This is a genomic window from Actinoallomurus sp. CA-142502, from assembly GCF_050936355.1.
GTDB lineage: Bacteria > Actinomycetota > Actinomycetes > Streptosporangiales > Streptosporangiaceae > Actinoallomurus > Actinoallomurus iriomotensis.
The window spans coordinates 7110893-7127896 of the sequence record NZ_JBNJMY010000001.1 but is presented as its reverse complement, the minus strand read 5'-3'; the positions used below and the strand labels follow the sequence as shown (position 1 = coordinate 7127896).

General features: G+C 73.1%; 14 protein-coding genes. 9 read left to right on the top strand and 5 right to left on the bottom strand.

The window, feature by feature from the left end:
• Positions 1 to 6: 6 nt before the first annotated feature.
• Both ACQEV1_RS33595 and ACQEV1_RS33590 read left to right on the top strand, forming a co-directional pair.
• On the top strand, positions 7 to 2367 hold the full coding sequence (locus ACQEV1_RS33595) for an MDR family MFS transporter (protein ID WP_433399079.1): 2361 nt from the start codon (positions 7 to 9) through the stop codon (positions 2365 to 2367).
• 64 nt (positions 2368 to 2431) lie between these two features.
• Complete coding sequence (locus ACQEV1_RS33590; protein WP_433399076.1) at positions 2432 to 3640, top strand: serine/threonine-protein kinase; 1209 nt, start codon at positions 2432 to 2434, stop codon at positions 3638 to 3640.
• 54 nt (positions 3641 to 3694) lie between these two features.
• Here the strand turns inward: ACQEV1_RS33590 and ACQEV1_RS33585 are convergent, their stop codons facing one another.
• The 3 genes from ACQEV1_RS33585 to ACQEV1_RS33575 form a co-directional block, all read right to left on the bottom strand.
• Positions 3695 to 4675 (bottom strand): pectate lyase family protein, encoded by a 981-nt coding sequence (locus tag ACQEV1_RS33585; RefSeq protein WP_433399073.1) that lies wholly within the window; start codon positions 4673 to 4675, stop codon positions 3695 to 3697.
• A gap of 203 nt (positions 4676 to 4878) precedes the next feature.
• A complete protein-coding gene (locus tag ACQEV1_RS33580; RefSeq protein ID WP_433399070.1) occupies positions 4879 to 6078 on the bottom strand; it encodes an RNA polymerase sigma factor in 1200 nt (399 codons plus the stop codon).
• A gap of 4 nt (positions 6079 to 6082) precedes the next feature.
• Positions 6083 to 6469, bottom strand: coding sequence for a YciI family protein (locus ACQEV1_RS33575; protein ID WP_433399067.1), 387 nt, complete (start codon positions 6467 to 6469; stop codon positions 6083 to 6085).
• A 129-nt stretch (positions 6470 to 6598) separates the two neighbouring features.
• Between ACQEV1_RS33575 and ACQEV1_RS33570 the strand changes: the two genes are divergently transcribed.
• From ACQEV1_RS33570 to ACQEV1_RS33550, 5 genes are all read left to right on the top strand, one after another.
• Positions 6599 to 6937: a hypothetical protein gene (locus tag ACQEV1_RS33570; protein WP_433399064.1), complete on the top strand. Its 339-nt coding sequence runs from the start codon at positions 6599 to 6601 to the stop codon at positions 6935 to 6937.
• Entirely contained in the window at positions 6927 to 7508 is a 582-nt protein-coding gene (locus ACQEV1_RS33565) for a carboxymuconolactone decarboxylase family protein (RefSeq protein ID WP_285630145.1), read from the top strand. Before ACQEV1_RS33570 ends, ACQEV1_RS33565 begins: the two co-directional genes overlap by 11 nt.
• A gap of 126 nt (positions 7509 to 7634) precedes the next feature.
• Positions 7635 to 8714, top strand: a complete 1080-nt coding sequence (locus ACQEV1_RS33560; protein ID WP_433399060.1) for a DnaJ domain-containing protein — start codon at positions 7635 to 7637, stop codon at positions 8712 to 8714.
• Position 8715: 1 nt separating this feature from the next.
• Complete coding sequence (locus tag ACQEV1_RS33555) at positions 8716 to 9747, top strand: hypothetical protein (RefSeq protein WP_433399057.1); 1032 nt, start codon at positions 8716 to 8718, stop codon at positions 9745 to 9747.
• Positions 9748 to 9852: 105 nt separating this feature from the next.
• A complete protein-coding gene (locus tag ACQEV1_RS33550; RefSeq protein ID WP_285630151.1) occupies positions 9853 to 10320 on the top strand; it encodes a nuclear transport factor 2 family protein in 468 nt (155 codons plus the stop codon).
• Here the strand turns inward: ACQEV1_RS33550 and ACQEV1_RS33545 are convergent.
• Positions 10293 to 13670, bottom strand: a complete 3378-nt coding sequence (locus ACQEV1_RS33545; RefSeq protein ID WP_433399054.1) for a DUF5107 domain-containing protein — start codon at positions 13668 to 13670, stop codon at positions 10293 to 10295. The genes ACQEV1_RS33550 and ACQEV1_RS33545 overlap by 28 nt on opposite strands.
• A 92-nt stretch (positions 13671 to 13762) precedes the next feature.
• Between ACQEV1_RS33545 and ACQEV1_RS33540 the strand changes: the two genes are divergently transcribed.
• Positions 13763 to 14632: an AraC family transcriptional regulator gene (locus tag ACQEV1_RS33540; RefSeq protein ID WP_285630155.1), complete on the top strand. Its 870-nt coding sequence runs from the start codon at positions 13763 to 13765 to the stop codon at positions 14630 to 14632.
• A gap of 20 nt (positions 14633 to 14652) precedes the next feature.
• On the opposite strand, the gene ACQEV1_RS33535 is transcribed toward ACQEV1_RS33540, so the two are convergent.
• Positions 14653 to 15210, bottom strand: a complete 558-nt coding sequence (locus tag ACQEV1_RS33535) for a G5 domain-containing protein (protein ID WP_433399051.1) — start codon at positions 15208 to 15210, stop codon at positions 14653 to 14655.
• 288 nt (positions 15211 to 15498) lie between these two features.
• On the opposite strand from ACQEV1_RS33535, the gene ACQEV1_RS33530 reads away from it, so the two are divergent.
• Complete coding sequence (locus ACQEV1_RS33530; protein ID WP_433399048.1) at positions 15499 to 16998, top strand: serine/threonine-protein kinase; 1500 nt, start codon at positions 15499 to 15501, stop codon at positions 16996 to 16998.
• Positions 16999 to 17004 lie beyond the last annotated feature (6 nt).

The window sequence follows — 17004 nt, the reverse complement described above, 5'->3', positions numbered from 1 at the left end:
ACGCGGATGGCGGATCCTCTGCGGCCGGGAGATCCTCAGCGCCTGGGGGAGTACGAGCTCGTCGGCCGGCTGGGCGAGGGCGGCCAGGGCGTCGTGTTCCTGGGACGCGCTCCCGACGGGGCGCAGGTCGCGGTCAAGCTGCTGCGCGTCGGGCAGGGCGGTGACGAGGCGGCCCGCCGCCGGTTCGTACGCGAGCTGGCGACGGCCGAGCGGGTCGCCGGATTCTGCACCGCGCGTGTCCTCGACGCGGACGCCGAAGGTGACACGCCGTACATCGTCAGCGAGTACGTCGACGGCCCGTCGCTGCAGGACCTCGTGCGCGACCAGGGACCGCGGACCGGCGATGACCTGATGCGCCTGGCGATCGCCACGGCCACGGCGCTGGCCGCGATCCACGAGGCCAAGATCGTGCATCGCGACTTCAAGCCGCCCAACGTGCTGATGAGCCCGGACGGGCCCCGGGTCATCGACTTCGGCATCGCGCGCGCTCTCGACGCCCCGGGGACGCTGACCAGCCAGGTCGTCGGCACCCCGGCGTACATGGCGCCCGAGCAGGTCGCGGGCGCGCCGCTCGGGCCGGCCGCCGACATGTTCGCCTGGGGGACCACGATCCTGTTCGCCGCGACCGGGCGGTCGGCGTTCGGCTCGGACTCCATTCCGGCGGTGCTGCACCGGGTGCTGCACGTCGACGCTGACGTGAGCATGCTGCCGCAACCCCTGGCCGCCCTCGTGAACGCCTGCCTGAACAAGGACCCGGCCCGCCGCCCGGCGGCGACCGACGTACTGCTGAGCCTGCTCGGCCGGGCGGTGCCGGGACAGGCCGCCGCCACGACGGAGATGTCCCCGATCCTCGCCGCGGGAGCCTCGGCCGTCACCGCCGAGCACCTGCCCTCGATCCAGCCGCCGCCGCCCGTACCGCCGCCCGTGTGGGGTCCGACCGTCCCGTCCGGGGCGCCGGGTCCGGCGTTCGCGCCCTGGGCGGCCCCGGCGTCCTCGCCGCGGCGCGGGTTGCCCGGCGTCCCGGCCGTCGCCCTGCTGGCGGTCGCACTCGCGACGTTCACCGTCATGCTCGGCCAGGCCATGCTGTCGGTCGCCTATCCGGTCGTGTCGAGGGATCTCGGTCTCAGCGTCCACTCCCTGACCTCGATCGGCGACTTCTACCGGTTCGCCCTCGTGGCGGCGATAGTGCCGGCCGGCCGGATCGCCGACGCCGTCGGTCGCAAGAAGATCTTCATCGCCGGCCTGGCCGCGTACACGGTCGCGACACTGCCGATGGCGTTCGCGAGCGGCTCGGGAATGTTCCTGGCCTTCCGGCTCTTCCAGGGGCTCGCGGCGGGTCTGGTGCTCGCGGCGGGGGTCGCACTGATCCGTGACATGTTCCCCGGCCGTCAGGGTGTGTTCGCCCTCGGGGTGTGGGCGGCGGCCGTCGTCGTGCCCATGGCCGACGGCGGGTTCGTCGGCGGCCTGATCATGGAGTACCTGAGCTGGCGTCTCATCTTCCTGGTGCTGCTGTTGCCGCTGGTGGTCGCCGGGGGGCTGGGCCTCGTCGGCGTGCGTGACTCCCAGGCGCGGGGGTCGGCGAACGGCGCCCTCGGCGTGGTGCTGCTCTCCCTCATCGTGCCGTTGCTGACCTACGGCCTCCCACACCAGAACACCGGATGGCTCCAGGTCAGGACCATCCTGCCCCTGTCGCTCGCCGTCGTCATCGCGGTGGTCGCCGTGATCGTGGCGTTCGCCGTACGGCCGTCGCCGCTGCCCCTACGGGCGACCGGCGGGACCGCGGTGTTCGCCCTGGGTCTGTGCCCCGCCTTCGTGGCCATGACGTTCCTGAGCTTCCGCCTGCAGGCGTACTGGGGATACAGCCCGATCGGCACCGGTGTGCGGCTGGCGCCACTCGCCGTGACGGCACTCGGGTGCGCGCTGGCCGGAGGCGCCCTGGCCGGGCGGCTCGGCCCCGGCCCGGTGCTGGCCGCCGGATGCGCGGTCTCCGGGGTGACCGCGCTCGTCGGGTACCCGGTCGCGACGAGCGGCACCTCCCTGCTGCTTCTTCCGGTGGCGGCGCTGCTCGGCGTCGGCCTGGGCGCGACGGTGGCCGGTGCGGCCACGGCCCTCGTCGGTGAGCCGCCGGACGGGCTGGCGGGGTTCGGCGGCGGCCTGCTCCAGGCCGGATTGGTGCTCGGCAGCGCCCTGTCGGTGCCCTTCTTCCATCCGCTCTCCATGACACCGCTGATCGTGGCCGGGATCATCGGAGTCGCCGCGGCCGGAGCGGCCCTGCTGCTGAGGAGCCGCCCGCCCGAGCAGGCCGGCCCGCCGCCCGCGTACGCGAGCCCGCCGATGGCGCCGCCGGCGCCGGCTCCCTGGCAGTGACCGCCGTGCACCTCGCCCCCGCCACGTCGCCGTCGGCCGCCGCTGTCGGTATCGTGCCCGGACTATGACTTCGACACTGGGTGAGGGCAGGCTGCTGGGCGGCCGCTACCGGCTGGTGGAGCGCATCGCCGCCGGCGGGCAGGGCGAGGTCTGGCGCGCGGAGGACGTCGCGCTCGGCCGTCCGACCGCGGTCAAGGTGCTGCGCGGTGAGTACGCCGACAACGCGGAGTTCCGTGAGCGGTTCCGCCGCGAGGCGCAGCACGCGGCCGGCCTGTCCCATCCGGGCATCGCCCAGGTCTTCGACTACAGCGAGGGCGATGGCGGGGAGCCGCCCTACCTGGTGATGGAGTACGTGGCGGGCGAGTCGCTGTCCGCGGCGATCGCCCGCGAGGCGCCGATGGACCCCGGCCGGGTGCTCGACATCATCGCCGCCGTGGCGTCGGCGCTGGCCGCGGCGCACACGGCGGGCCTCGTCCACCGCGACGTCAAACCGGGGAACGTGCTGCTGGGCCACGACGGCTCGATCAAGATCACCGATTTCGGCATCGCCCGCGCGATGGACGCCAGTTCGCTCACCCGGACCGGCACGCTGATGGGCACGCCGCTGTACCTCGCGCCCGAGCAGGCGCTCGGCCGGCCGGCGACGGCCGCCAGCGACCTGTACGCGCTCGGCGTCATCGCCTTCGAGCTGCTGACCGGCCGGCCGCCGTACGAGGGACCCCCGACCGCCGTCGTCCTCGCGCACCGCGACACGCCGCTGCCGCCGCTCCCGTCGTCGGTACCGCCCGGCCTCGTCGACCTGGTCCACGCGCTGACCGCCAAGGATCCGGCGGCGCGGCCGCACCCGGCGGCGGCCGTCGCCGAGCGGGCGACCCGGCTGAGGGCCGACCCGGCGATGGGCGCCCGGCGGCCGGACGACACACCGCTCGACCAGCCGATCCCGGGCGTACGGAGCGGGAGCCTCACCCAGGTCCTGGCCCAGCCGCTTCCACCCGTACGACGCCGGCGGGCGCTTCCGCTCGCGGTTGGCGGCCTCGCCGTGCTCGCGGGCGTCGTCACCTGGTCCGCCTGGCCGGCGTCCCACGACCGACCGGCGGTCGCACCCTCACCCTCGGCGGCGGTCACGACTCCGTCGGCGACGCCGACCAAGCCGAGTCCGCGACCCGTGGCCAGGCGTCCCAGGCCCCCGGCACATCCCCCACCCCACCGGCCGAAACCCGGCAAACACGGTAAACAGGCCAAGCATGGCAAGGGCGGCAAGGGCCGGCACTGACGTCACGAACCCCGGGCGGACGCCGCGTCCACCCGGGGCTCGTCATGCGCGGGATCAGATCTTGCCGACGCCCGCGCCGGCCGTGACGACCGACTTCACGGTCGAGGCCGAGTCCGCCGAGTAGGAGTACGGCACATTCGGCACCGACGAGGCGTTGCGCGACTCCGCCGTGCCGGAGCCGGTGAGGTAGTTGCCGACCAGCCGCAGGTCGCCCTCGGGCGAGTCACCGGTCTGGACGACCGTCGGGTGCTCGACCTTCTCGAAGTAGTTCTTCTCGACGAGGACGCCCGCGTCGCAGGTGGAGGCGACGCCGTAGCCGCTGTTGCCGTTGTAGTAGTTGTTGAGCACGTGCACCGGGCTGCCGAAGCGCACGCGCGGGTTCCGCTGCACCGTGCCGTCGAACCAGTTGTGCACGTACGTCACGCGCAGGTGGCCGAGGTCCTCGGAGCCGTTGCCGTCGTCGTGGCCGAGCAGGGCGTTCTTGTTCTGGTCGTGGTAGTGGTTCCACGACACGGTCACGTAGTCCGAGGCGCGCTTGATGTCGGTCGCGCCGTCGTAGGCGTTGGACAGATCGTTGTGGTCGATCCACACGTGCGTGGAGTACTGGACGTTGATCGCGTCGTCGGCGGATCCGGTGAACGTCAGATTGCGGATGACGACGTTGTTCGCCTGGTTGACGTTCAGCCCGTACCCGGTGATCCGGCCGGCCGTGCCCACGCCGATGATCGTCTTGTTCGAGGTGACCTTCGTCATCGACGAGAGCGAGATCGTGCTGTTCACCTTGATGACGTACGAGCCGCTGCGGCTCGCGTAGTCGGTGAGCTGGGACGCGCTGGTGACGGTCACCGTCGTGCCGCCGGTGCCGCCGGTCGTGCCGCCGCTCTGGCTCGCCCAGCCGACCGGGCTGGACTCGGCGAGAGGTAACGGGGCCACCGCCGCGGTCGTGGCGGCCGCCGCGGAACCGGCCAGGGCGCTGACGCCGAGGGCGAGGGCCACGACGGCGCCGAGCGGACGGAGCCGGTTGTTGTTTCCCATCATGATCCTCCTCAGGACGGTCGGTGATGATGGAACCGGTCGCGGGAAAAGCTTTTCCAACGGCGCCCATCGTGCGCTTCCGGACATGGGCCGTCAACGATCCGTCACGGAGGACGTCGAGGCCGTCCTCCCCGGTGAACGCTTCCTCCAGGTCAGAGGCACCGAGTCCGCAGGTCACGCCACTCGCGGGGCCATGAAAGCTTTCATGACCCGAGACCGGCGCGTTGCCGGAGCAGGGCCTGTTCGGCCGGGTTGGCGGTCAGCTCCAGAGCGCGGCGGTCGGCGGCGCGGGCCTCACCGGGACGGCCGAGCCGCCGCAGGAATTCGGCGCGGGTCGCGTGGTAGAGGTGGTAGTCGCGCAGTTCGCCGGCGAGGGCGTCCAGCTCGGCCAGGGCCTCCCGCGGCCCGGTGGCGTAGCGCACGGCGATGGCCCGGTGCAGGCGCGTGACCGGCGACGGCGCCAGGTGCAGCAGCATGTCGTACAGCAGCACGATCTGTTCCCAGTCGGTGTCCTGCCAGCGCTCGGCCTCGGCGTGACAGGCGACGATCGCGGCCTGCAGCTGGTAGGGGCCGGGGCGCCGCCGCCGTGCGGCGCCGGTCAGCAGCCGCGTCGCGTCCGCGATCGCCTCCCGGTCCCACCGCGACCGGTCCTGGTCCTCCAGCAGCACCAGCCCGCCGGCGGGATCGAAGCGGCCTCCCGCGCGGGCGCGGTGCAGCCGGATCAACGCGAGCAGCCCGGCGACCTCCGGCTCGTTCGGCATCAGCCCATGCAGCAGGCCGGCCAGCCATTCGGCGTCCTCGGTCAGGTCGCGTGACCGGGCCGTCCCGGCGGTGGACAGGTAGCCCTCGTTGAACAGCAGGTAGATCACCGTGAGGACCTCGGTCAGGCGCGCGGCGAGCTGGTCGTCGCCGGGAATCCGGTACGGGATGCCGGCGTCGGTGATCTTCCGTTTGGCCCGGCTGATCCGCCGGGCGACGGTGGCCTCACTGGTGAGGAACGCGCGGGCGATCTGCGCGGTGGTCAGGCCGCACACCACCCGCAGGGTGAGCGCGATCTGCGCCGGCCGGGGCAGCGCCGGGTGGCAGCAGGTGAAGATCAGCCGTAGCCGCTCGTCCGGGCCGGGCTGGACCGGCCACCGCACCTGCGCCAGCTTGGTCCGGTAATTGGCCTCGCGCCGCAGCGCGTCCAGACCGCGGCGCCGGGCCACGGTGAACAGCCAGGCATCCGGCCGTTCCGGAATTCCCTCCGCCGGCCAGTGCCGCAGCGCCGCCAGCACGGCGTCCTGGACCAGGTCCTCGGCGGTGGCGAAGTCGCCGCCGGTGACGTGCATCAGCGAGGCCGCCAGCCGGCCCGCGTGCTGCCGGATCACGCGGGCCAGCCGATCGTGCGAGGCGTCGGTCACCGGCTCAGGACTCCAGCGGACGGATCTCGACGACGGGGCAGGCCGGCCAGGTCGCCACCATGCGCAGCGCCTCGTCCAGATCGGCGACCTCGATCTCGGTGTAACCGCTGACCGCTTCTTTGCCCTCCACGAACGGCCCGTCGACGATGACCGGCTCGCCGCGGTCGAGCCGCACCGTCGTCGCCGTCTCCGCCGGCCGCAGCTTGGCGCCACCCCGGATCTTGTCCGCGTGCGCCGCGAACCATTCGTCCACCCGCTCGTACGCCCGCTCACGCTCGGCCGGGCCCAGCGCGTCCAGGTCGGCGGCGAACTCCTCGGTCTCCACGAACAACAGCACGTACTTCATCTCTCGCTTCCCCTGCTTCTTTCGCCGGCCGGTATCGCCCTTCACCGGTAAGACGATCGGGGGAACGGCGGATGAGACAACCGCCGCGAGAATTTCTCGCGTCACCTGTCCTGTTCGGCGTCCCGCCGATCGTCAGATAGATGAGGACCGAGCCGGGAGAAGACGGAGGACGCCGTGCCGGATGAGGACAGGAAGCGGGCAGCGCACCGAGCCCTGGTGGAGCGCGTGCTGGGCGGGGAGGGCCGGGCGTCCGCGGAGCAGCGGGCGCGTGCCTTCGCCGGCGACGGCCTCGCGTCGCCGCCGCTGGACGCGCTGATCGGCAAGGTCGCCGACAGGCCCGCGCAGGTCACCGAGGCGGACCTGGCCGCGGCGAAGGCGGCGGGCTGCACCGAGGACCAGCTCTTCGAACTGGTGGTGTGCGCCGCGGTCGGCCGGTCCACCCGGCTGTACGAGGCCGGGCTGGCGGCCCTGGCCGAGGCGACCGGTGACGGGAGGCCCCACGGTGCGGCTTGACATCCTCGACCGCGGCTACCGCCCCGGCACCAAGCTGCTGTTCGCGCTCATCCGGCTGTTCTCCGGCCACCCGCTGCCGGACGCCGCCAGGCTGGTCTTCTACCGGCCCGATTTCTACGGCGCCCGGGCCAAGGAGTTCACCCACGAGGCGATGCGCGGGCCGTCCGCCTGGTCGGTGGGCGACCGGGAGCTGATGGCGGCCTACGTGTCCACGGTGAACGACTCGGCGTTCTGCGTCGGCGCGCACACCGCGACCGCGAGCCAGGCGTACCAGGACGGTCCACGGGTCGCGGCGGTACTGGCCGACCTCGCATCGGCCCCCATCGCCGAGCCGCTACGGGCGACGCTGCGGATGCTCGGCAGGCTGACCCGGGAGGGACGGGTCGGCGCCGAGGACATGCGGGAGGTGCTGGCCGCCGGCGTCACACCCCAGCAGGTCCAGGACGCGCTCGCGGTCTGCGCCGCCTTCAACATCACCAACCGGCTCGCCGACGCGTTCGGGTTCGCGCTGCCCGGCCCCGAGGGCTTCGCGGCCGGAGCGCGGCACCTGCTCAAGCGCGGTTACCGATAGCGCTTCTTCCGTAAGCCATTCCGGTGAGCACTCCGAGCACCTTCTGGAGCGTAACAAGAGCCGTGATCAGAAGGCTCTAAGATGTGGCGCGCTGGCGAACATTGAACCGCCGGGGAGAAGGGCACGGTGGCCGACCAACACGATTACTACGCCATCCTCGGAGTAGCGTCGGACGCGACTGCGGAACAGATCAGAATCGCGCGCCGTGCCAAGCTCCGAGCGGCGCATCCCGACGCCAACCCCGGCGACCCGAAGGCGGCCGAGCGGTTCGACTACATCTGCAAGATCTGCGAGGTCCTCGGCGATCCCGAGCGGCGCCGCATGTACGACCAGGAACTGCGGGGGCGCACGGAAGGGACCGCGCGCACCCGTGTCCGGTGCCGCACGTGCAGCGGGTCCGGCGCGTGGCGGTTCCTGAAGTGCGACGCATGCGGAGGCCTCGGCCGGGTGCGCATGGGCTTCGCCCGGGACTGCCCCGAATGCGGGGGCAGCGGCCGGGTCCCTGATCCATGCTTCCGATGTGACGGGCGTGGCTGGAACACGCCGTCGGACCCGTCCCCGCGCCCGAAGCCGCCAAAGCAGCCGAAGCCGCCACCTCGCGCGCCGGTGCGGAACTGCTATGAGGTGCTCGGCGTCGCGTCGGACGCCGATGCCGAGCAGATAACCGAACGGTACCGTCAGGTCGTCCAGATCGTCGGCAATCAGGTCACGGTTCCGGACGAGGTGAAGGCCGCCTATCGCCGGATCGGCGATTCGCGGCGGAGACGCGGTTACGATCGCGGCCTTGGGCTCGTCTCGTCCAATGGCATTTCCGAAGAGATCGAGGTACACGTCTCCCGTCGTGTCGTCGTGGAAGGTGCCGGATTCCACGAATTCGTCGTCGACGACCGTGAGATCTGTGACTCCTGCCAGGGCGCGGGCAGGACCGTCCATCGTTGTGAAACCTGCGGGGGACGCGGCTATTGGCAGTTCGGATCGTCCGTTCCCACGAAATGCGATGCCTGCGGCGGCAAGGGCGGCGCCGAGTCGCCCTGCCACGGGTGCGCTCTGTCCGGATGGGTCGCGACCACGCGAACGATCGCGGCCCCGGTGGCCGCGGGTTCTGACACCGAAACACGGATCACGGTCCGGGACGAACTGCTCGGCGTGAGCACGCTCCGGTTGCGTGTGGCACCGGTGCCCGGCTTCGTCCGACGGGAGGAGTGACATGCCCCGTTTCCGGCGCGCCAAGGAGTTGCCAGAACCACATACGGACGCCGAGAAGGAGATTTCCCGGCGCACCCGTGAGGCCGAGACCATCGGCGCACAGGGCGACGCCGCAGCGGTGGCCGCACTCTTCGCGGACATCGTGCTGGACGCGATCAGCCGACTCGGGGAGGAGCATCCGCGGACCCTGGTCGCCCTGCGGTGCCGCGCGTACTGGACGGCGCGGGCGGGCGACGCCGCCAAGGTCCTGTCGCTGTGCGAGCGGGTGACGGCCGACATGACCCGCGTCCTCGGCGCCCAGCACGTCGAGACGTTCGTGAGCCGGCGAGTCCTCGCCGAAGCAGTCGGCCTGGCGGGGGATCCCGGCCGGGCGGCGCGGCTGCTGGATGTCCTTATCCGCGACTCGGCCCGGCCGCTGGGACCGCACCATTCCGAGCGTTACCGTCAATCGGCGGCGCACGTCGAATGGAAGATCCTGGCCGAGCGGCAGGAGCCGAGGGCCGAGCCGGCGGACGCGGCGAGGAGGCCGGCCGGTGGCACCTCCCGTCCCGAGCCACGACCCGCACCTGAACCGCAGTCCCCACCCGAGCCCCCGCCTGAGCCGCGGCCCGCTCCCGAGCCTCCGTCCGAGCCGCGGCCCGCACCAGAGCAGCGAGAATCCGAACAGCGCGAACCCGGACCCCCGCCGGAGCCGCCTCGGCGGGACGTGCCCGTCCCGGACCCTGAGGTGTTCGCACGGCGTTACGCCGATTCGCTCGCGATGGGGGTGGCCGGGCAGGCGGCGGCCGCCGCGGCGGCGTTCGGGGTGCTGGTCGCCGACCTTTCCGCCGTGGTCGGTTCCGAACATCCGGACACACTGGCCTGCCGGGTGGAGCACGCCACCTGGCTGGGCCTGTCCGGGGAGGCGGCGCGGGCCGCCCGGCTGCTGTGGGACGTGACCGATGCCTGCGCGCGTGCCTACGGCGACGACCACCCCGACACCCGCGTGGCACGCGAGGAACTCCGGCACTGGCGGTCCCTGGCCGACGGGTAGGCGTCCCGTTCCGCGTGCCGCCGCGGATTCGGTCTCCTGTAGCGGGGCCGCCCGTCTCCGCCGATGTCATGGTGTGCGCATTCCCGTTCGACGATCGGAGACGGTGTGGCCCTGAGCAGAGAGACGATGACCGACGAGCAGCGCAAGTCCGTCGTCCTCGAATATCTGAAGGCGTTCGACAACGGGGGAGTCACCTCGACGGGTGACGGCATCCTCGACCTGTTCGCCGACGACGCCCAGGCGTACTTCCCCAAGTGGGGCCTTGCCAACGGCAAGGAGGAGATCGGCCGGATGTTCGGCGACGTCGGGGCCACGATCAAGAAGATCGAGCACCACTACTCGCACTTCAACTGGGTGTTCTCCGGCAGTGACGTGGTGGTGGTCGAGGGCACGAGCCACGGCGAGCACCGCGACGGCCCCTGGCGCGCCGGGGTGCCGGAGTGGGCCGCGGGCCGCTGGTGCGACGTGTTCGAGATCCGCGACTGGAGGATCCAGCGCCTGTTCATCTACCTCGACCCCGACTACGCCGCGAAGGACACCGAGCGCTACCCCTGGCTGGCCGATCGGACCTGAGCGAAGGTCAGCGCGCCCAGGTGGTTGGGGTCGCCGGCGATGACCTCGGAGATCCGCGCCCGTGTCTCGTCCGGGCGGCCGCGCAGCTCCGCCGCCTGGGCGGCGAGGAAGGCCGCGGTGGTCGCCCGGCGGGCCGGGAGATCGTCGGTGAACAGCAGCATCGTCGGCAGGGACGTGGCGAAGTAGTCGACCCGCGCGGGGGTCGCCCGCAGCTCCGCGACGTACGCCTCCAGGCCCGTGACCAGGGCGGTCGCCCGCTCCTCCTCGCCCAGGCGGCGCCACGCCAGCACGGAGGAGTACGTCATCTCGCTGTACGGCCGGGTGCTCATCTCCTGGAAGTCGCCGTCGGCGGTGGCCGCCCGCGTCCAGACGTCGCGGGCGGCCGCCGTCTCCCCGGCGGCGGCGTGGGCGTCGCCGAGCAGCAGGAGGAGGTCGGCGCAGTTGGCCAGCGGGTGCCGGGCCTCGCCGAGGGACTCGGGCGGGTCGAGCGCGGCGCGGGCGTGGGCCCCCGCCCCGGCGGCGTCGCCGGCGGCCAGTGCCTCGCGCCCCAGGGCCAGCCGGGTCTGCTCCCAGGCGTACAGGGCCTGGCCCTCGCCGCCCTCCCAGGGCTGGAAGCGGCGGCCGGTCAGCACGTCCAGCGCGCGGGCGGCCCGGCCGGTGGCCACCAGCAGGAGGACGTACTCGACGGTGAGGTCGTCGCGGGCCGCGACGACGTCCGGCCGCCGTTCCAGCCGGGCGAGGCGTTGCTCCGGCGGCGTCCCGGTGCGCTTGGCGAGCTGGTCGGACTCGTGCCACAGCTTCGCGTCGTCCGGCGCGACCGCGAGGGCGCGGTCGTAGCAGGCGGTGGCCTCCGCGGCGTCGCCCCGGACGTTGAAGGCCGCGACGCCGAGGTTGCGCCAGGCCACGACGTCCGACGGGTCGTGCTCGACCGCCCGTCGCCAGCAGGCCACGGCCTCCTCGTGCCGGTGGTGGTGGTAAAGCCAGTGGCCCAGCAGTGCCGCCGCCCGCGCGTCCGAGGGGTCGCGCTCCAGCGCGCGCGTCAGTACGAGCGCGTCCTCGGCGCGGCTCGGGAAGCAGTAGCGCGCGTCGGTGGTACGGGCCTGGTCGAGGGCCGGCCCGGCGTCCTCGCCGAGGGCCGTCAGGAGGTCCGCCCGGTGGTAGGCGAGCAGCGGCCCGGCGCCGGAGCGCGGCCGCCGCCACTCGTCCGGCGCACCGGGCTCCTCGTCGGCGAGCCGTTCCCCGGCGCGGTCGAGCACGCGCAGCGCCTCGGCCGCGAATCCGGCGGAGCCGTAGTCCAGGGCGACGTCGAGACAGGTCGGGGCGTCGCAGCCGAGGGGGAGGCCGGCCAGGTCGCGGGCCCACCAGTCGAGCGGGTCCAGCCGGCGTACCGCCGCCAGCGCCGCATCCGCCTCCTCCGTACGGCCGAGTCGCCGTAGCACCAGCACCCGCAGGTCGTGGGCCTGGAGCAGCCCGGCCTCGGCGGCCAGCGCGGCGTCGAGATGGTCCAGCGCGGCCGCCCACCGCGCCGCGCGGCAGTCGAGCCGGGCCAGCGCCCAGTGCGCCGGGGCCCGCCAGGCGGCGTTCCACGCCGCCTTGGCCAGCGCGTCGTAGGCCTCTTCGTCTCGGCCGAGGCGAATGAGCGTCAGGCCCAGCCGGTAGTACGCCTCGCCGTCGTAGGGATTCGGGTTGCGCAGCGTCTGGCGGGCCACGGCGCGGCGGAGCAGCTCCTCGGCCTCGGCGTACCGCCCGTCGCCGTACTGCCGCGCGGCGAGCGCGATCGCCGACCGCGCGTCGCCGGGATCGCGGCGCAGCGCCTCCCGCCAGTACGACTCCGGCGAGCGTGTCGCGTGCCGGTACTGCTCCAGGTGCAGCCCGGTGACGTACAGCTCGTCCGTCGTGGGGATCTCCTCCGGCGCGGGCGGCTCGGTGGCCGGCTCGGGCGGCGTCGCCCCGGCGGTCGCCGGCCGCGGCCGCCAGTACAGCAGCGTCGTGCCCTCGTGTTCGACCGTGAGCTCCAGGTCCTCCGCGGCGTACGTGCGGGGCAGCGACACGTCCGTGACCAGCGGCGATCCGGGCGCGAGGTCGTACCGCCCCGTCCAGACGGTCGCACCGGCCGCCCCGAGCCGTACGACGCAGCCGGAGCGTACGGCGGTCACCGCCACGCCGACGCGCGCCGTGCTCCCGTCGGCCGACAGGCTCACGGCGGCGTCGAGGTTCGCCTGGTGGGCCGGGCCGATCCGCTGGATCGGATACCAGTACTGGCTGAACGTCTTGGTCTCGCCCGGCGCGAGGAAGGAGAAGTCCGGCTGGTTGTCGGTGAAGACGCCGGCCATCAGCTCGACGTACGGGCCGTCGCCGTCCGTGAGGTTGCGGTCCCACGCCCAGCCGAAGGGCGCGTTCCCCCAGGTCCACTGCTTCTTGCCCGGCGCGATGCGGTGGTCGGCCCAGTGCACGAAACCGGCCTGCGCGCCGTGGTCGTAGCCGCCGAAGAAGTCGTCCTCGCTGCCCACGCACATGTACGACGTGGGCACCGGGATGTTGCGGTACCAGTCGAGCCGGTCGCCGTCCGGGTTCGCGGCGTCGGCGCGCGCCGGGTAGTCGACGCCGTAGTAGCGGCCCGAGGCGCGGGGGAACGTGGTCGTCGCCCGCTTGGCGTGGTCGGCCACGAAGCGCACGTCGGTGGGGAAGAAGGACTGGTAGTGGTCGTTCGCGTGCGCGGCGACGTTGGCCCACCACAGGAACGTCCGCACGTCCTCGGTGCGGTTGTAGAGCCGCACCCGCAGCTCCACGACGGCACGGTCGGGCCGCAGCCGTACGCCGTGCATGCCCTTCATCCGGGTCAGCGGGTCATGGTCGGAGCACCACACCGTCACCGCGCCGTCCGGCTCGTGCTCGATCTGGACGTCGACCGGCAGGAACGTGCCCGGCCGGTGGTGCTGCGGCCAGTTGAACTCCACGCCGCCGGAGATCCAGGGGCCGGTCAGCCCGACGAGCGCGGGCTTGATGACGTTGTTGCGGTAGAAGAAGTCATAGTCGGCGGTCCGGTCGTAGCCGACGTGGACGCGTCCGCCGAGCGCGGGCAGCACCATGAGGCGCAGCCAGCGGTTCTCCAGGTGCACCGCGTCCCAGCGCACCGGCGCGCGGGTCTCGGCGATCCGCTCGTAGAACGGCAGCGGGTACACCCGGCCGGACGAGCCCTGGTACACCCGGGCCTCCAGGAACGCCGGGTAGGCGTCCGGGTCCGCCGGAGCGTACGTCTCGATCGGGACGTCCTCGCGCCAGACCGCCACCGCCTTCCCCTGCTGGTCCTCGGGTACGGGCGGCAGCTCGATCCTGGGGTCGTCCGGCATGGTCCGAGCGTACGGAGGCGCCCGAAGCCGCCGGAATGTGCGAAGGAACGGATTCCCTGGACGAAACGACGATCGGCCGCCAGCATGGCGCCATGCCCCGCATGGACGGCTTCCCCGGTGAGCGCATCAGCGTGCTCGCCCGCCCGCTGGTGCGCGAGGCGCTCGGGCTGCCGCTCACCTCACGGCTGCTCGTCACCGACTGCGGATACTTCCCGCAGGCCGCCGACCACCGCCGGAGCCGTACGGAGGGCAGCCCGCAGGTCATCGTCATCGTCTGCGCCGAGGGTGCGGGGTGGTGCCGGCTGCCGTCCGGACGGTTCGAGGTCGGGCCGGGTGAGGCGCTGGTCATCCCGGCCGGGGTGGGCCACGAGTACGGCGCCGACCCGGACCGGCCCTGGACGATCTGGTGGCTGCACGTGGGCGGTACCGACGCCGGTGAGCTGGCCGGCGCGGTCCTGGCCGACCCGGAGCGGCCGGTGGTCCCGGTGGGCGACGTCTACCAGGCGGTCTCGCTGGTCGAGGAGGCGCTCGGCCGGATGGAACGCGACGACTCGGTGCCCAGCCGGCTGGCCGCCGCGGGCGCCGCCTGGCACCTGCTGGCGCTGCTGGCCGCCGGCCAGACCGGCGCGCCCCCGGGCCGGGCCGACGCCGTACGGCAGGCGCAGCAGTACCTGCGCGAGCACGTCGGCGCGCGCACCAGCGTGGCCGAACTCGCCGCGCTCGCACGGCTCAGCCCGTCGCACTTCGCGGCCCTGTTCCGCCGCGCGACCGGCACCTCGGTTCTGCGGTACCAGACTCGCCTGCGCATGTCCCGCGCCCGCGAACTGCTGGACACCACGGACCGGCCGATCGCCGAGATCGCCCGCGCCCTCGGCTACACCGAGCCGTTCTACTTCTCCCGGCAGTTCGGCCGGATGCACGGCGTCAGCCCGAGCGCCTACCGCGTCCAGCACAAGGGCTGAGCACGGTCTCGGTCTCAGGCTCAGTCGCAGCCGATGCCGTCGCCGTCGCGGTCGAGGTCGTAGATGTCCGAGCCGATCACCCGTACGGTGCCGCTGACGTAGGCCGGACCGTTGCCGCCGCCGCCCGCGCAGTCGACGTCACTGGCGATCGGCACGCAGCCGCTGTAGTTCGGATCGCACCGCCGCGCGACGCGAGTGCCCACCATGACCACCCGCGTGACCGGCGCCCGCGTGACCACCTTGCGCACCAGCTTCTTCGCCGTCTGCCGTCCGTCGGTGAACGTGACCCGGTAGGTCAGCGTCAACACGCCCTTCACGCCGTGTCTCGCCACCCTGGTCGTGCCCCGGGCGAGACCGGGGTCGGTGACCCTCCGGGTCGAGTAGCGAATCGAGCGCCTCTGAACGACGGTGCGCCTCTCGACCCGAGGCGTGGGCGTCACGCTCGCGCCTTGGCTGGGAGAGGACGCGGGGGGTGTGGCCGACGTCGGCAGGGCCTCCGGAGAGGTCGCCGATTCCGCTCGGCAGGCGGTCGCCAGGAGGACGCCACCGACCGCGAATACCGCGAATGCGCGTTTCATAACGCCGGTTATAAGGAGAAACGCGCTCTTACGGTGGTGAAAGGCCGGTCCGGCCCCGGCCAGGCCACAGACGGCCGCCCGGTGAACGCGATCGCGGGGCAAACCGTCCGCGTCGAGCCGCCCGAGTCCGTCCGCCCGACCGCTCGCGACGAGTCGACTCACTCGTGATCTACAACGTAAAGGCGGACGGCTCGGAGTGTCGGCAATGGCAGACGTACGCGGTGATTCGCCCAAGGCTGCGGGGAGATCGAGGCGATAATGCCGATTGTGTCGGATGGAGGGGTGCCCATGCCGTCGGGGGACGTGAGGATCGAGCCACTGGCGCCGCAGGATCCCTCGCGGGTCGGTGGCTACACGCTCCTGGGTCGGCTGGGGACCGGGGCGATGGGCCGCGTGTACCTGGGCCGGTCGGCCTCCGGTCGTCTCGTCGCGGTCAAGACGATCAGGAGCGAGTTCGCCGCCGACCCCGACTTCCGCACCCGGTTCGCCCATGAGGTGACCGCCGCCGGGCGGGTCAGCGGCGTCTACACCGCCGGCGTGGTCGCCTCCGACCCCGACGCCGAGATCCCCTGGCTGGCCACCGCCTACATCCCGGCGCCCTCCCTGGACCAGCTCGTACGGGCCTGCGGGCCGCTGCCCACCGAGGCCCTGCGCTGGCTGGCCGCCGGCTGTGCCGAGGCGCTCGCCTCGATCCACCAGGCCGGCCTCGTGCACCGGGACCTGAAACCGTCCAACGTCCTCGTCGCGGCGGACGGGCCGCGGGTCATCGACTTCGGCGTGGCGCGGGCGACCGAACGCGTCACGGTCACCGCGACGCACCAGGCCGTCGGCACCCCCGCCTACATGGCGCCCGAGCAGGCACGCGACAGCCGGCAGACGGTGGCGGCAAGCGACGTGTTCTCCCTCGGCTCCACCCTGCTGTACGCGGCCACCGGCCACCCGCCGTACGCGGGGGACTCGGTGACCGACGTCCTGATCCGGCTGGCCACCGAGCCGCCGGACCTCACCGGCCTGCCCGAAGAGGCGGCCGAGCTGATGCTCGACTGTCTCGACCGCGATCCGGCCGCCCGGCCCACCGCCGCCGCCCTGCTCGCACGCCTGGCCGAGGAACTGGAGGAGCACGGCGGCGAGTACGCGCTGCGCCCCGCGCCGTTGCCCGCGGCGGCGCGCGAGCTCATCGAGGAGTACCGGCAGGGCGAACGGAAGCCCGAGCCCGAGGAAGAGCCCGTCGAGCGCACCCTGGACTCCCCGACCTCGGTCGGGCGGCCGCGCCGGCCCGCGGAGCCACGCCCGGCGCCCGTCGCCTCCGCCCGGCGCCGCACCGGGGAACCCCGCGGCGGCCGGACGCCGCGGGTCGTCGTGACCGCCGCGGCGGTCTTAGGCGTTGCCGGCGCCGCCCTGCTGCTCGGCGTCGTGCTGGGCCGGACGTCCGGCGACCGCAGGCCGGCCGGCTCGCCGCCCGCCGGCGGCCCGCCCCCGGGAGCGGTACGCCAGCCGGAACGGCCGGGCACCATCGTGCTCAACCAGACGTTCGGCGACGGCAACACCGCGTTCGTCGTCTCCGGCACCGGCTTCACGCCCGGCCGGAAGGTGACGATCCGGCTCGACGCCGGACCGCCGTCCCCGTACACCCCCGTCGTCGACTTCGGCGGAGCGTTCAACTACGCCATCAATCAGAGCCATGAGTTCTTCCCCGGGAAGATCCCGCCCGGTTCGCACCACGTCACGGTGACCGTGGCCGGCCTGAGCCGTCAGCTGGCCGCGGCGTTCACCGTGAACCGGCTGTGACCTGCC

Coding starts and splice junctions, on each gene's coding strand:
- ACQEV1_RS33590 (WP_433399076.1), top strand. CDS start 2,432: ATGACTTCGACACTGGGTGAGGGCAGGCTGCTGGGCGGCCGCTACCGG.
- ACQEV1_RS33595 (WP_433399079.1), top strand. CDS start 7: ATGGCGGATCCTCTGCGGCCGGGAGATCCTCAGCGCCTGGGGGAGTAC.
- ACQEV1_RS33530 (WP_433399048.1), top strand. CDS start 15,499: ATGCCGTCGGGGGACGTGAGGATCGAGCCACTGGCGCCGCAGGATCCC.
- ACQEV1_RS33585 (WP_433399073.1), bottom strand. CDS start 4,675: ATGGGAAACAACAACCGGCTCCGTCCGCTCGGCGCCGTCGTGGCCCTC.
- ACQEV1_RS33535 (WP_433399051.1), bottom strand. CDS start 15,210: ATGAAACGCGCATTCGCGGTATTCGCGGTCGGTGGCGTCCTCCTGGCG.
- ACQEV1_RS33555 (WP_433399057.1), top strand. CDS start 8,716: ATGCCCCGTTTCCGGCGCGCCAAGGAGTTGCCAGAACCACATACGGAC.
- ACQEV1_RS33540 (WP_285630155.1), top strand. CDS start 13,763: ATGCCCCGCATGGACGGCTTCCCCGGTGAGCGCATCAGCGTGCTCGCC.
- ACQEV1_RS33545 (WP_433399054.1), bottom strand. CDS start 13,670: ATGCCGGACGACCCCAGGATCGAGCTGCCGCCCGTACCCGAGGACCAG.